The organism is Burkholderia sp. BCC0044, from assembly GCF_902832955.1.
Lineage (GTDB): Bacteria > Pseudomonadota > Gammaproteobacteria > Burkholderiales > Burkholderiaceae > Burkholderia.
The window spans coordinates 193,865-208,839 of sequence record NZ_CADFDO010000007.1; the positions used below are offsets into that span (position 1 = coordinate 193,865).

The 14,975-nt window shown below is 70.1% G+C and carries 13 protein-coding genes; all 13 read left to right on the plus strand.

Features of this window, described 5'->3' with window-relative positions:
• Positions 1 to 28: 28 nt before the first annotated feature.
• The 13 genes from HWX14_RS32655 (at position 29) to HWX14_RS32715 (ending at position 14,959) form a co-directional block, all read left to right on the plus strand.
• Complete coding sequence (locus HWX14_RS32655; RefSeq protein WP_175886292.1) at positions 29 to 1,996, plus strand: methyl-accepting chemotaxis protein; 1,968 nt, start codon at positions 29 to 31, stop codon at positions 1,994 to 1,996.
• Between the two features lie 3 nt (positions 1,997 to 1,999).
• Positions 2,000 to 2,992 carry a CheR family methyltransferase gene (locus HWX14_RS32660; RefSeq protein WP_175886293.1) on the plus strand — a complete coding sequence of 331 codons (993 nt, stop codon included), beginning with the start codon at positions 2,000 to 2,002 and terminating at the stop codon, positions 2,990 to 2,992.
• Positions 2,989 to 3,693: a chemoreceptor glutamine deamidase CheD gene (gene cheD, locus HWX14_RS32665; protein WP_175886294.1), complete on the plus strand. Its 705-nt coding sequence runs from the start codon at positions 2,989 to 2,991 to the stop codon at positions 3,691 to 3,693. The genes HWX14_RS32660 and cheD overlap by 4 nt, the downstream gene beginning before the upstream one ends.
• Positions 3,690 to 4,781 carry a chemotaxis response regulator protein-glutamate methylesterase gene (locus HWX14_RS32670; protein WP_175886295.1) on the plus strand — a complete coding sequence of 364 codons (1,092 nt, stop codon included), beginning with the start codon at positions 3,690 to 3,692 and terminating at the stop codon, positions 4,779 to 4,781. Before cheD ends, HWX14_RS32670 begins: the two co-directional genes overlap by 4 nt.
• Before the next feature lie 67 nt (positions 4,782 to 4,848).
• On the plus strand, positions 4,849 to 5,244 hold the full coding sequence (gene cheY, locus HWX14_RS32675) for a chemotaxis response regulator CheY (protein WP_006754880.1): 396 nt from the start codon (positions 4,849 to 4,851) through the stop codon (positions 5,242 to 5,244).
• Positions 5,245 to 5,246: 2 nt separating this feature from the next.
• Positions 5,247 to 5,978, plus strand: a complete 732-nt coding sequence (gene cheZ / locus HWX14_RS32680) for a protein phosphatase CheZ (RefSeq protein ID WP_175886296.1) — start codon at positions 5,247 to 5,249, stop codon at positions 5,976 to 5,978.
• Positions 5,979 to 6,246: 268 nt separating this feature from the next.
• Positions 6,247 to 6,750: a DUF2844 domain-containing protein gene (locus HWX14_RS32685; protein ID WP_175886297.1), complete on the plus strand. Its 504-nt coding sequence runs from the start codon at positions 6,247 to 6,249 to the stop codon at positions 6,748 to 6,750.
• A gap of 16 nt (positions 6,751 to 6,766) precedes the next feature.
• The gene (locus HWX14_RS32690; protein ID WP_175886298.1) at positions 6,767 to 8,005 is read left to right on the plus strand and encodes a DUF3443 family protein; all 1,239 of its coding nucleotides are present in this window, start codon (positions 6,767 to 6,769) and stop codon (positions 8,003 to 8,005) included.
• Positions 8,006 to 8,165: 160 nt separating this feature from the next.
• Positions 8,166 to 8,672, plus strand: a complete 507-nt coding sequence (locus HWX14_RS32695; RefSeq protein WP_175886299.1) for a VOC family protein — start codon at positions 8,166 to 8,168, stop codon at positions 8,670 to 8,672.
• A 396-nt stretch (positions 8,673 to 9,068) separates the two neighbouring features.
• Positions 9,069 to 10,268, plus strand: a complete 1,200-nt coding sequence (gene flhB, locus HWX14_RS32700) for a flagellar biosynthesis protein FlhB (RefSeq protein ID WP_175886300.1) — start codon at positions 9,069 to 9,071, stop codon at positions 10,266 to 10,268.
• A complete protein-coding gene (flhA, locus tag HWX14_RS32705) occupies positions 10,265 to 12,367 on the plus strand; it encodes a flagellar biosynthesis protein FlhA (RefSeq protein ID WP_175886301.1) in 2,103 nt (700 codons plus the stop codon). Before flhB ends, flhA begins: the two co-directional genes overlap by 4 nt.
• A complete protein-coding gene (gene flhF, locus HWX14_RS32710; protein ID WP_175886302.1) occupies positions 12,364 to 14,148 on the plus strand; it encodes a flagellar biosynthesis protein FlhF in 1,785 nt (594 codons plus the stop codon). The genes flhA and flhF overlap by 4 nt, the downstream gene beginning before the upstream one ends.
• A complete protein-coding gene (locus HWX14_RS32715) occupies positions 14,141 to 14,959 on the plus strand; it encodes a MinD/ParA family protein (protein WP_175886303.1) in 819 nt (272 codons plus the stop codon). The genes flhF and HWX14_RS32715 overlap by 8 nt, the downstream gene beginning before the upstream one ends.
• Positions 14,960 to 14,975 lie beyond the last annotated feature (16 nt).

Here is a 14,975-nt window from a genome sequence, read left to right on the forward strand (position 1 = left end):
GCGCGCAGCAATTTCGGGAGAATCTGCAATGTTGCATAACTGGTCGATCCGCACGACGCTCACGGCGGTCGGACTCATCCTCGTGTGCCTGGCCGCCGCGGTCGGCGGGCTCGGCCTCTACGCGCTGAATCACGCGAGCCGTTCGCTCGACGAGATCGCGCACGTCGACCTGCCGGCGATCCACACGCTGGACGACACGGCCGCGTACCTGCTGCGCTCGCGCGTGGCGCTCGACCGCTTCCGTACGCTGACCGAAGCCGGCAATGCGGCCGACGCGGCGAAGGTGCTCGACCGCGCGCAGGAGCTGTATGCGAAGTCGAACCAGAACTGGCAGACGTTCCAGTCGACGCCGAAGCTCGGCGTCGAGCAGGCGCTCGTCGACGAGCTCATCGCGCGTTACACGACGATCATGAAGGAAGGCGTCGAGCCCGAATTCGCCGCGGCGCGCGCGGGCGACATGGCCGCGTACCACGCGATCGCCGACGCGAAGATCAGCCCGATGTTCGTCGCGTTCGACCAGACGGCGGCAGCGGTGATCGCCGCGCTGCAAAAGCGCGCGGAAGAACGCCAGGCCGCGACGCAGTCGCAGATCTCGATGATGATCGCGCTGATCGCGGCCGGCATCGCGCTCGCGTTCGTCGTCGTGATCGCGATCCGCTTCGTCCTGCGCGGGCTGATCGTCCAGCCGATCGAGGACGCGATCGCGCACTTCGAGCGCATCGCCGGCGGCGATCTCACGCAGCCGGTGAGCGTGTTCAGCACGAACGAGATCGGCCGGCTGTTCGGCGGCATCAAGCGGATGCAGGACGCCGTCACGACGATGGTGCAGGCCGTGCATCGCGGCACCGAATCGATCGACGTCGGCGCGCGCGAGATCGCGACCGGCAACATCGACCTGTCGCAGCGCACCGAGGAGCAGGCCGCGTCGCTGCAGGAAACCGCGTCGAGCATGGAGCAACTGACGGGCACCGTGCGCCAGAACGCGGAAAACGCGCGGCAGGCGAGCCAGCTCGCGGTGAACGCGTCGGACATCGCGACGCAGGGCGGCGAGGTGGTCGGCCAGGTCGTGTCGACGATGCAGGACATCGCGGCGAGCTCGGGCAAGGTCGTCGACATCATCGGCACGATCGAAGGCATCGCGTTCCAGACCAACATCCTCGCGCTGAACGCGGCCGTCGAGGCGGCGCGGGCCGGCGAGCAGGGCCGCGGCTTCGCGGTGGTCGCGGGCGAGGTGCGCTCGCTCGCGCAGCGCAGCGCGAGCGCCGCGAAGGAAATCAAGCAGCTGATCGGCGATTCGGCCGAGAAGGTCGACAGCGGGTCGGCGCTCGTCGCGCGCGCCGGCTCGACGATGGACGAGATCGTGCAGGCCGTGCGCCGCGTGACCGACATCATGGGCGAGATCAGCGCCGCGTCCGAAGAACAGTCGACCGGCATCGAGCAGGTCAATCGCGCGGTCGGCCAGATGGATGCGGTCACGCAGCAGAACGCGGCGCTCGTCGAGCAGGCGGCCGCCGCGGCCGCGTCGCTCGAGGAGCAGACGCGCCAGATGAAGGCGATCGTGTCGGGCTGGCGCGTCACGGGCGGCATCGCGCTCGCGCCGGCCAGCGGCGTCGCGCGGCCGGTGGCCCATGAACCGGCGGCGCTGCCGTCGGCAGCGCGCCGCGATGCGCCGGTCGCCGCGCTGCCGGCGCCGGCCGCGGCTCAACCGGCCGCACGGCGCGCCGCGCCGGCGTCGCGCGCGGCTGCCGCGGCTGCGGCTGCGGCTGCGGCACCCGAACCGAAACATGCTGGCGATGCCGCCGCGCGTACCCAGAAGGATGCCCCGGCTTCCCGTGGCGGTACCGCCGCAGGCGGCTACGGCCCGCGCCTCGCGAAGACGGCCGCGCCGGCGGACAAGCCGGCCGCGAAGCCCGCGCTCGTGCGCCCGGCGCTGAACGGCGAGAAGCCGGCGCTGGCGGCCGCCGGTGCGTCGGACGACGACTGGGAGACCTTCTAAACCATGCCGCACGCGCGCGCGCCGTTTCGACCCGATGCACCGGATGCCCCGCCTCGCGCGGGCGAGCCGGGGCGCGACTTCGCGTTCACCGGCGCGGATTTCGCACGCATCCGCGCGCTGATCCACCAACGCGCGGGCATCTCGCTGTCCGAGCACAAGCGCGACATGGCCTACAGCCGTCTCGCGCGACGGCTGCGGGCGCGCGGCCTCGACACGTTCCGCGACTACCTCGACCTGCTCGAGCAGGAAGACGATCCGCTCGAGTGGGAAGCGTTCACCAACGCGCTGACGACCAACCTGACCGCGTTTTTCCGCGAGTCGCACCATTTCCCGATCCTGTCGGCGTTCGTGAAATCGCGGCCCGCGCCGGTGTCGGTCTGGTGCTCGGCGGCGTCGACCGGCGAGGAGCCGTATTCGATCGCGATCACGCTGATCGAGGCGCTCGGCGAAACGGCGGCGCGCAACGCGTCGATCCTCGCGACCGATCTCGACACGCAGGTGCTCGCGAAGGCCGAGGCCGGCATCTACACGTACGACCAGGTCAAGCACCTGTCGCCGGAGCGGCTCAAGCGCTTCTTCCTGAAGGGCACGGGCGCCCAGGCCGGCCGCGTGAAGGTGCGCCCCGAGCTGCGCGCGATGATCCGCTTCGAGCAGTTGAACCTGACCGATGCGGACTACGGGATCGCGAAGCCGTTCGACGCGATCTTCTGCCGCAACGTGATGATCTATTTCGACAAGCCGACGCAGGGACAGGTGCTGTCGCGCTTCGAGCCGCTCGTGAAGCCGGGCGGGCTGCTGTTCGCCGGCCATTCGGAGAACTTCACGTACGTGACGCAGGCGTTCCGGCTGCGCGGGCAGACGGTGTACGAACTGACGCGCGACGCCGCGCAGGGTGCGCGCCCGCGCGCCGCGCAGCCGAGCGCGGCGGCCGCGATGCCGTCGCCCGGGCGCGCGCGGGCCGCGGGCGGCGCACCCGCCTATGGAGAGCGCGGATGAGCGCACTGCCGATCGCGACCAATCGCTACTTCGACAACCACTTCGAGCGCCCCGGCGTGAAGCTGTTGCCGAACGAGTTCTACACGACGGCCGAGGACATGGTGCTGATGACCGTGCTCGGCTCGTGCGTTGCCGCGTGCCTGCACGACCCGTACGCGGGCATCGGCGGGATGAACCACTTCATGCTGCCGGACGACGGCGCCGATCCGGGCGCGGCCGCGTCGGAATCGATGCGCTACGGCGCGTATGCGATGGAAGTGCTGATCAACGAGCTGATCAAGGCCGGCGGGCGCCGCGAGCGCTTCGAGGCGAAGGTGTTCGGCGGCGCGGCCGTGCTGGCCGGGATGACGACGATCAACATCGGCGATCGCAACGCGGATTTCGTGCGCCGCTATCTCGCGCTCGAGCGCATCCGCATCACCGCGGAAGACCTGCAGGGCGTGCATCCGCGCAAGGTCGCGTTCATGCCGCACAGCGGGCGCGCGATGGTGAAGAAGCTGCGGCTGCAGGTGCCGGGCGTGACCGAGCGCGAAGCCGCGCTCGCGCGCGAGGCCGATCGCGCCCGCCGCGCGCACGTCGAGCTGTTTGCCGCGAAGCGGCCTGCGGCGCCGCAACCGGCGCGCCCGCGCATCGAGCTGTTCGGCGCGGGCGGGGCCGGCGGCGGACGGGCGGCGAACCTATCCAGAAAGCAGGAGGCATGACCGCAGTGCAGAAGATCAAAGTGTTGTGCGTCGACGATTCGGCGCTGATCCGCAGCCTGATGACCGAGATCATCAACAGCCAGCCCGACATGACGGTGGTCGCGACCGCGCCCGATCCGCTCGTCGCGCGCGAGCTCATCAAGCAGCACAACCCCGACGTGCTCACGCTCGACGTCGAAATGCCGCGCATGGACGGGCTCGACTTCCTCGAGAAGCTGATGCGCCTGCGGCCGATGCCGGTCGTGATGGTGTCGTCGCTGACCGAGCGCGGCTCCGAAATCACGCTGCGCGCGCTCGAACTCGGCGCGGTGGATTTCGTCACGAAGCCGCGCGTCGGGATTCGCGACGGGATGCTCGACTACGCGGAAAAGCTCGCCGACAAGATCCGCGCGGCATCGCGCGCGCGGGTGCGCCAGACGCCGCAGCCGCAGGCCGCCGCGCGCTCGGCGGATAGCGCCGCGGCCGCGCCGATGATCAACAACCCGCTCGTCAGTACCGAGAAGCTGATCATCATCGGCGCGTCGACGGGCGGCACCGAGGCGATCCGCGAAGTGCTGACGCCGCTGCCGCCGGATGCGCCGGCCGTGCTGATCGCGCAGCACATGCCGCCCGGCTTCACGAAATCGTTCGCGCAGCGGCTGAACGGCCTGTGCCGGATCGCGGTGAAGGAAGCCGAGCACGGCGAACGCGTGCTGCCGGGCCATGCGTACATCGCGCCGGGCCACGCGCACCTGTTGCTCGCGAGAAGCGGCGCGAACTATATTGCGCAACTGTCGGACGAGCCGCCGGTGAACCGGCACCGCCCGTCGGTCGACGTGCTGTTCCGCTCGGCGGCGACGCACGCGGGCAAGAACGCGATCGGCGTGATCCTCACCGGGATGGGCCGCGACGGCGCGGCCGGCCTGCTGGAAATGAAACGCGCGGGCGCTCACACGTTCGCGCAGGACGAGGCAAGCTGCATCGTGTTCGGAATGCCGCGCGAGGCGATCGCGCTCGGCGGCGCGGACGAGGTCGCGCCGCTCGGCGACATGAGCCGGCGCGTGATGGCGCGCCTGGCGACGATGGGCGATCGCGTGCAGCGCGTGTGAATGGACTGTCACGGGGCGCGTGCCACGCTGCGCGTCCCGACACAAACGAATCTGGAAAGGAACGACGATGGACAAGAGCATGAAAATCCTGGTGGTGGACGATTTCCCGACGATGCGCCGGATCGTCCGCAACCTGCTCAAGGAACTGGGCTACACGAACGTCGACGAGGCCGAGGACGGCGCGGCCGGCCTTGCGCGGCTGCGCGGCGGCGGCTTCGACTTCGTGATCTCGGACTGGAACATGCCGAACCTCGACGGCCTCGCGATGCTGAAGGAAATCCGCGCGGACGCGACGCTCACGCACCTGCCGGTGCTGATGGTCACGGCCGAGTCGAAGAAGGAGAACATCATCGCGGCGGCGCAGGCCGGCGCGAGCGGCTACGTCGTGAAACCGTTCACGGCCGCGACGCTCGACGAGAAGCTGAACAAGATCATTGACAAGATGGCCAAGGCCGGGAGCTGAACGTGAACGAGCCGATCCATGCGGCGCTTGCCGGTGCGGCGGTCAACGCCGACGGCCATGCCGAGGGCGCCGATTACGCGAGCGACCGGATCCTCGCGCGCATCGGCCACGTCACGCGCACGCTGCGCGATTCGATGCGCGAACTCGGGCTCGACAAGCACGTCGAGCGCGCGGCCGAAGCCGTGCCCGATGCGCGTGATCGGTTGCGCTACGTCGCGACGATGACCGAGCAGGCCGCGGTGCGCGTGCTGAATGCGATCGAGATCGCGAAGCCGATGCAGGAGCGCGTGCAGAACGAGGCCGAGGCGCTCGACGCGCGCTGGGCGCAGTGGTACGCCGCGCCGATCGAGCACGCGGAAGTGCGCGAGCTGATGGACGATACGCGCGCGTTCCTGCGCACGCTGCCTGAGTCGACGGCGGCGACCCGCGCGCAACTGCTGGAGATCATGCTCGCGCAGGATTTCCAGGACCTGACCGGGCAGGTGATCAAGAAGATCATGGACATGGTCTACCTGATCGAGCAACAGCTTCTCACCGTGCTCGTCGAGAACATCGCGCCGGAGCGGCGCGAGCAGTTCGCGGCCACCGCGGCCGCGCTCGCGGCCGAGCAGATGAGCGCGACCGGCAGCCCCGAATCGCTGCTCAACGGCCCGCAGATCGCGCCGGAAGGCAAATCCGACGTCGTGCAGGACCAGGGGCAGGTCGACGACCTGCTCGCTAGCCTCGGCTTCTGATCCTGCCGTAGCGCAGCCGCGCGCCCCGGGGCGCCCCTTCCTCGGGGCCGCCCGACGCGCGCATTCCCCGTCCCCGCCCGGTTTCCCCGTGCCCGCCGCCGCTGCGCGGCGCGGCGTCTTCCTGCGTCGAATTGACACTTCGACACACTCCGCAGGCATACTACGCGTCAGCAGCAACGTGGCGTCATTCGTAAGATTCATAAGTTGGCAGGCGGCGCGGGCCGGCGGCGGCATCGTCGGCAACGAAGCCAGTCCCTTGGGGGGGAACGTGAAGCTGAAACGCTTGGGCTGGACCGTCGCGCATGCGACGGCTGCAATGGGTGTGCTGTGGACCGTCCACGCACATGCGGAACTGGGCGGCGCGCCGATGTCGCCGCCGGCGGACGATCAGGCCGCCACCGTGCGCGCGCTGCAGCGCGCCATGCGCTCGGCGGACGGCGTGCAGACGAGCACGGCCGCCTATACCGTGCGCGAAATCACGCTCGGATCGGGCACCGTCATCCACGAATACACGTCGGCCGCCGGCAGCGTGTTCGGCCTCGCGTGGCGCGGGCCGACGATGCCGGATCTCGCGTCGCTGCTCGGCAGCTATTTCCCGCAGTACACGGCCGGCGTCCAGGCGGCGCACCAGGCGCGCGGCTGGCGCGCGCCGGTGGCCGTCGAGACGAGCGGCCTCGTGATCCGGACGGGCGGCCACATGGGCGCCTTCTCCGGCCAGGCATGGCTGCCGTCGGCGCTGCCTGCCGGCGTGGCCGGCACCGATATCCAGTGACAGCGGGAGAGCGATCTTGAGCATTCCTCGTACATTCAAGCGCTGGCTCGGCGTGCTGGGCCTCCTGGCCGCGACGGCCGTGCTCGTGACGGCATGCGGCGGCGGCGATGGCGGCGGCGGCAGTTCGGGCAACAGCGGCAATACCGGCAACAACGGCTCGGGCGGATCCGACGGCAACAGCGGCAACACGGCCGTCGTCACGGTCGCCGCCGGCGCCGCGAACGTGATCAACATCCCGACCATCAGCCTGAAGATCTGCGTGCCGGGCACGTCGAACTGCCAGATCGTCAACAACGTGCTCGTCGATACCGCGTCCTACGGGCTGCGGCTCGTCGGCAGCGCGGTGGCGGGCGTGCACGACAGCCTGCCGCAGGTGACGAGCGGCGGCGCGCCGGTCGCCGAATGCGGCAAGTTCGTGTCGAGCTACACGTGGGGATCGGTGCGCACCGTCGACCTGTCGATCGGCACCGAGCAGGCGACGTCGCTGCCCGTGCAGATCATCGGCGACCTCGGCACGACCAACGTGCCGAGTTCGTGCACGAACGGCGGCGCGTCGGCCAACTCGACGAGCGCGCTCGGCGCGAACGGGATCCTCGGCATCGGGCCGGCGCCGTACGACTGCGGCACGACCTGTGCGACGTCGACGTCGACGAGCAACAACTACTACGCGTGCCCGAACGGCGACAACGCGCGCTGCGCGGTCGCGCTCGTGCCGCTGGCGCAGCAGGTGGCCAACCCGGTGCATCGGTTCGCGAACAACGACGGCGTGAGCGTGCAGATGCCGACCATCTCGAGCAACGGGCAGGCGAGCGCGACCGGCACGCTGACGTTCGGCCTGCCAAGCCTGAGCGGGAAAACGGTGCTGACGTCGACCACGACCGGCGACGTCAGCGCGACGTTCCAGGGGCGCAGCGTGACCGCGTTCTTCGATACGGGCTCGAACGCGTATTTCTTCAACGATTCGGCGCAGACGGTCTGTTCGCGGAACACGCAGTTCTATTGCCCGGCATCCACGACCACCTATTCGGCCACGCTGAGCGGCCAGAACGGCGCGTCGGGCACCGTGTCGATGCCGGTCGCGAACGCGGATTCGCTGTTCTCGAACTCGTCGACGTTCGCGTTCAACGACATTGCCGGCCCGTTCGGCTCGTCCAACTGGCTCGACATCGGCATGCCGCACTTCTACGGCAAGACGATCTACTTCGGGATGGACAAGACCGCGAGCGGCGGCGCGCAGCCGTTCGTCGCGTTCTGACGCGGCACGGCGGACGCGGGAACGAGGGGGCGAGCGATCGCCCCCTTTTTTTCGACCCGGCGGGCGCGCGGCTACGGATCGGCGCACCGCCAGGCGCCGGCATAGCGTCTACGATGTAAGACCGGCAGCGGTGCCGGCACGACATGAGAGGAGACAGCGCATGAACTCGCATATCCAGCGCATCACGCCGTTCCTGTGGTTCGACCGCGACGCCGAGGCGGCGGCCGGCTTCTACGTCTCGGTGTTCGACAACGCGCGCATCGTGCACGTCGCGCGCTACGGCAAGGCCGGCGCGCAGGCGTCCGGCAACGCCGAGGGCGCGGTGATGACCGTGGCGTTCGAGCTCGACGGGCAGGCGTTCGTCGCGCTGAACGGCGGCCCCATGTTCCAGATGACGCCGGCCGTGTCGTTCGTCGTCAACTGCCGCGACCAGGCCGAGATCGACCATTACTGGGCGCGCCTGTCCGAAGGCGGCGACGCGCGTGCGCAGCAATGCGGGTGGCTGCGCGACCGCTTCGGCGTGTCGTGGCAGGTCGTGCCCGTGCAGATGGCCGAACTGATGACGGGCGACCCGGCCCGCGCCGAGCGCGTGATGGCGCAGGTGATGACGATGAAGAAGCTCGATCTCGGCGCGCTGCAGCGGGCGGCGGCCGGCGAATCCGCTTAGGTCGCTCAGGCCGCTCAGGTCATTCAGGCCGGCGGTGGCCGTCCGGCCGTCCCGACGCCGACCCACGACGCCGACGCCCGACCCACGACGCCGTTGCGTCGGGGCCGATTTCCCACGCCGTTCCCGCCCGTCGTTTCACCGTTCCCCTCGCATTCCGCCGCGGCTGTCCCGCTTGCAGCCGTCGCTTCGCCCGTGCGCCGAGCGGCCCGTTTCCCGCCGCGCCGCACGTCGCTCCGCCCCCATTCCGCGCCGTTCCAGCCGCGTTCGCGGCGGCTCGCCCGATTCCCCGAAATACCCCCCTTTCCCGGCTTTGCTCGACCGATCGGCGTTTGACGCCTCCATGAATAATCGGTGTCACTGGAAAGCGGCATTCCGCCGTACCCGACCGGAGGCCCCGTGGCAGACGAGAGCGATCTCGACAAGACCGAAGCCGCCACTCCCAGGCGCCGCGAAAAGGCGCGCGAGGAGGGGCAGGTCGCGCGTTCGCGCGAACTGGCTTCGTTCGCACTGCTCGCGGCGGGGTTCTACGGCGCATGGCTGCTCGCGGGCCCGTCGGGCGGGCATCTGCAGGCGATGCTGCGCGGCGCGTTCACGTTCGATCGCGCGACCGCGTTCGACACCCACCGGATGCTGTCGGCGGCCGGCAGCGCGAGCCTCGAAGGCTTCGCCGCGCTGCTGCCGCTGCTCGCGCTCACCGGCGTCGCCGCGCTGCTCGCGCCGATGGCGCTCGGCGGCTGGCTGATTTCGCAAAAGACGTTCGAGCTGAAGTTCGACCGCCTGAACCCGATCTCGGGCCTCGGCCGGATCTTCTCGATCCAGGGGCCGATCCAGCTCGGGATGTCGATCGCGAAGACGCTGGTGGTCGGCGGGATCGGCGGCATCGCGATCTGGCGCAGCAAGGACGAACTGCTCGGCCTCGCCACGCAGCCGCTCGGCGCCGCGCTGCCCGATGCGCTGCATCTGGTCGCCGTGTGCTGCGGCACGACGGTCGCCGGGATGCTGGTGGTCGCCGGGCTCGATGTGCCTTACCAACTCTGGCAGTACAACAAGAAGTTGCGCATGACGAAGGAAGAAGTGAAGCGCGAGCATCGCGAGAACGAAGGCGATCCGCACGTGAAGGGGCGGATCCGCCAGCAGCAGCGCGCGATCGCCCGCCGCCGGATGATGGCGGCCGTGCCGAAGGCCGACGTGGTCGTCACGAACCCGACGCACTTCGCGGTCGCGCTGCAATACACGGATGGCGAGATGCGCGCGCCGAAGGTCGTCGCGAAGGGCGTGAACCTCGTCGCCGCGCGCATCCGCGAGCTCGCGGCCGAACACAACGTGCCGCTGCTCGAAGCGCCGCCGCTCGCGCGTGCGCTGTATCACAACGTCGAAATCGAGCGCGAGATTCCCGGTTCGCTGTACTCGGCGGTCGCCGAAGTGCTCGCGTGGGTCTACCAGCTCAAGCGCTTCCGTTCGGAAGGCGGCGCGTTCCCGGCGATGCCGGTCGATCTCGACGTGCCGGCCGACCTCGACAAGGGCACGTCGGTCGCCGCCGACGACGAACGTGAAGAAGCCGAGGACACCCTCGGCAAGCAAGGGACCGCAGCATGAGCACCCCGACCACCGGCCTGTTCGCGAAGCGCCCGAACCCGTTCGCGGGCGCCAACCTGCGCGCGCTCGCGGGCCCGATCCTCATCTGCATGATCCTGGGGATGATGATCCTGCCGCTGCCGCCGATGCTGCTGGATCTGCTGTTCACGTTCAACATCGCGCTGTCCGTGATGGTGCTGCTCGTCAGCATGTACACGATGAAGCCGCTCGACTTCGCGGCGTTCCCGAGCGTGCTGCTGTTCTCGACGCTCCTGCGCCTGTCGCTGAACGTCGCGTCGACGCGCGTCGTGCTGCTCGAAGGCCACACCGGGCCCGACGCGGCCGGCCAGGTGATCGAGGCGTTCGGCCACTTCCTCGTCGGCGGCAACTTCGCGGTCGGCATCGTCGTGTTCGTGATCCTGATGATCATCAACTTCATGGTGATCACGAAGGGCGCGGGGCGGATCGCCGAAGTGTCCGCGCGCTTCACGCTCGACGCGATGCCCGGCAAGCAGATGGCGATCGACGCCGACCTGAACGCCGGCCTCATCAACGAGGAACAGGCGCGCAAGCGGCGCCTCGCCGTGTCGCAGGAAGCCGAGTTCTACGGGTCGATGGACGGCGCGTCGAAGTTCGTGCGCGGCGACGCGATCGCCGGCCTGATCATCATGGCGATCAACGTGATCGGCGGGCTGATCGTCGGGATGGTCCAGCACGACATGTCGTTCGCCGCGGCCGGCACCAACTACACGCTGCTGACGATCGGCGACGGCCTCGTCGCGCAGATCCCGTCGCTCGTGATCTCGACCGCGGCCGGCGTGATCGTGTCGCGCGTCGCGACCGACGAGGACATCGGCACGCAGATCACCGGCCAGCTGTTCACGAACCCGCGCGTGCTGAACATCACCGGCGCGATCATCGTGCTGATGGGGCTGATCCCCGGGATGCCGCACTTCGCGTTCCTCGCGCTCGGCGGCGGCGCGATCTGGCTGGCACGCACGCAGACCAAGCGCGCGGCGGCCCGCAAGGCGGCCGGCGACGTGACCGACATCGCGCCGCCCGCCGTGCTGCCGGCCGACAGCCACGAAGCGACCTGGGACGACGTGCAGCTGATCGACCCGCTCGGCCTCGAAGTCGGCTACCGGCTGATCCCGCTGGTCGACAAGAACAGCGACGGCGAGCTGCTCAAGCGCATCAAGAGCATCCGCAAGAAATTCGCGCAGGAAATCGGCTTCCTGCCGCCGGTGATCCATATCCGCGACAACCTCGAACTGCGGCCGAACGCGTACCGGATCGCGCTGAAGGGCGTCGAGATCGGCGTCGGCGAAGTGTTCCCCGGCCAGTGGCTCGCGATCAACCCGGGCCAGGTGACGGCCGCGCTGCCGGGCGCCGTCACGCAGGATCCGGCGTTCGGGCTGCCGGCCGTGTGGATCGACGTCGCGCTGCGCGAGCAGGCGCAGGTGTACGGCTACACGGTGGTCGACGCGAGCACGGTCGTCGCGACGCACCTGAACCACCTCGTCGTCCAGCACGCGGCCGAGCTGCTCGGCCGCCAGGAAGTGCAGGCGCTCGTCGAGCGCACCGGCAAGGACGCGCCGTCGCTCGTCGAGGACCTGGTGCCGAAGACGATCTCGCTCACCACGCTGCAGAAGGTGCTGCAGAACCTACTCGAGGAAGGCGTGCCGATCCGCGACATGCGCACGATCCTCGAGGCCGTGTCCGAGCATGCGGGCCGCGGCGACGCGTTCGAGATCACGGCCGCGGTGCGGCTCTCGCTCGGCCGCGCGATCACGCAGCAGTGGTATCCGGGCGCCGGCGAAATGCAGGTGATGGGCCTCGACGCGAACCTGGAGCGCGTGCTGTCGCAGGCGCTCGCCACCGGCGCGAACCCGGGCCTCGAACCCGGCCTCGCGCACAACCTTCTGACCGGCACGCAGCAAGCGATGCTGCGTCAACAGAATCTCGGGCTGCCGCCCGTGCTGCTCGTGCAGCACGCGCTGCGCGCGATGCTCGCGCGTTTCCTGCGCCGCAGCCTGCCGCAATTGAAAGTGCTGTCGTACGCCGAAGTGCCGGACACACGCACGATCAAAGTCGTTAACGTCATCGGGGGTTCCGCTTGAACATTCGCAAATTCACCGGCGCAACGAGCCGCGACGCACTTCGTCTCGTGCGCGAGGCGCTCGGCGCCGACGCGGTCGTGCTGTCGAACCGCACGCTCGATGACGGCAGTGTCGAAATCGTTGCACTCGCCGATTCGGATCTCGCCGCGGTGGCGCCGCCGGCCGCGCGTCCGCGCTTCGCCACGCCGCGCGTGCCGGAATCCGTGCCGGCCGCGGCCGTGCCGGGCATCGTGTCGCGTCCGGGCATCGCCCCGCGCCCGGCCGTCAATCCGTATGCGGCGGGCGAAGGCGGGCTGCCGGACGTGTTCTCGTCCGTGTTCGGCGCGAGCGCCGATGCGCACGAGGCGGATGCGCATGCCGCGCCGATCGATGCGGACGCGCCGGCTGCGGCCGTGCCGTCGATCGCTGCGTCGGCCGCCGGATCGCCTGCCCCGGCCTCCGAACCCGCACCGTGGCTCGTCGAGCACGCGAAGCGCCTGACGCAGCAGCGCGACGCGCTGATCGCCCGTGCGCAGGCGCCGGCCGAGCCGCAGGCGAGCGCGCCCGCGCCGCAAGCCGCGGCCGGCGCGACGCCGCCCGACTGGGCGCGCGACATCGTGCGCGACGCCGAGCGCCGGATGCCGGCCGCCGCAGCACCGACCACCGGAGCGCCGGCCGCCGCGAAGCGCGCCCTCGACATGGGTGTCGCGTACGGCGCCAGGGCGACCGACCGCACGCGCCTGTCCGCCGACGCGGCCGCCGTGGTGGCCGATGCGGTGAAGTCGCGCATCGAGCGGATCGTCAACGACACGGTGATGCAGGAGCTCGGCGAGCTGCGCGGGATGATGGAAGAGCAGTTCGACAGCCTGATGTGGCACGACCGCCAGCGTCGCAGCGCCGTCCACAGCGCGCTGACGAAGCACCTGTTCGCGGCCGGCTTCTCCGCGCAGCTCGTGCGGATGCTGGTCGACAACCTGCCGGCCGGCGACGGCGCGCAGACCTTCGAGCAGGCCGCCGAATGGGCGCAGTCGGTGCTCGCGTCGAACCTGCCGGTGCTCGACAGCGAGGACGCGCTGATGGAGCGCGGCGGCGTGTTCGCGCTGATGGGGCCGACCGGCGTCGGCAAGACGACCACCACCGCGAAGCTGGCCGCGCGCTGCGTGATGCGCTTCGGCGCGAGCAAGGTCGCGCTGCTGACCACCGACAGCTACCGGATCGGCGGCCACGAGCAACTGCGCATCTTCGGCAAGATCCTCGGCGTACCGGTTCACGCGGTGAAGGATGCGGGCGACCTCGCGCTCGCGCTGTCCGAGCTGCGCAACAAGCACATCGTGCTGATCGACACGATCGGCATGAGCCAGCGCGACCGCGCGGTGTCCGACCAGATCGCGATGCTGCACGGCGCGAATGCGCCGGTGCAGCGCCTGCTGCTGCTCAACGCGACGAGCCACGGCGACACGCTGAACGAAGTCGTGCAGGCGTACCGCAGCGCGGGCGAGCATCCGGATCTCGCGGGGCCTGACCTGGCCGGCTGCATCCTCACGAAGCTCGACGAGGCGACCCACCTCGGCGGCGTGCTCGACACGGTGATCCGCTACAAGCTGCCGGTCCACTACGTGTCGACCGGCCAGAAGGTGCCGGAGAACCTGTACGTCGCGTCGACCCGATTCCTGCTGAAGAGCGCGTTCTGTGTGCCGCGCGACGGCTCGCCCTTCGTGCCGCAAGACGAGGACATGCCGACGCTGCTTTCCGCACTGACCGCACGTTCCACCGCCGAGCTGCACGAGGTGCGATTTGGATAAACGGATCATCGACCAGGCCGAAGGGCTGCGGCGCCTGCTGGCCGGGCGCGCGTCGCGCATCGTCGCGGTGACGGGCGGGCCGGCGGGCGTCGGCTGCACGTCCACCGTGGTGAACCTGGCGGCGGCGCTCGCGTCGCTCGGCAAGGACGTGCTCGTCGTCGACGAGCGCGCCGACGTGCATTCGGCGAGCGCGACGCTCGCCGGCGCGTGGCTGCGCGACGGCGAACGCACGCGGGTGGCGGCGGGCTTCGGCCTGTGCGGCGCCGCGCGGCTCGCGCGCGTCGGCTACAGCGACGCGCAACTGAGCGACTTCATCGACGGCCCGGCCGACATCGTCCTCGTCGACGCGCAGCTCGGCGCCGACGGCTCGTTCTCGGCGCTCGCGCGCGAAGCGCACGACGTGCTGGTCGTCACGCGGGTCGCCGCGCAGGCGATCACCGAGGCGTATGCGTGCATGAAGCGGCTGCATTTCGCGCACGCGTTCGCGCAGTTCCGCGTGCTGACCAATCAGGTCGGCAGCCACGCGGACGCGAAGACGGCGTTCGACAACCTCGCGGGCGTCGCGAGCCGCTACCTGACCGTGTCGATCGCCGACGCGGGCTGCGTGAACGCCGATCCGCTCGTCGAGCATGCCCGCGAACTGATGCATGCGGTGGTCGACGCGTTCCCGTCGTCGGCCGCCGCGCGCGACTACCGGCAGATTGCCGCCGACCTGTTGTACTGGCCGATGCGCCCGCGTTCGGGTGCGGGCCGCGCGGTCCACGCCGGCGGCAAGCCGTCGTATGAGGCGGGCGCGGCACACGCCGCGTGAGCGCCACCCGAAGGAG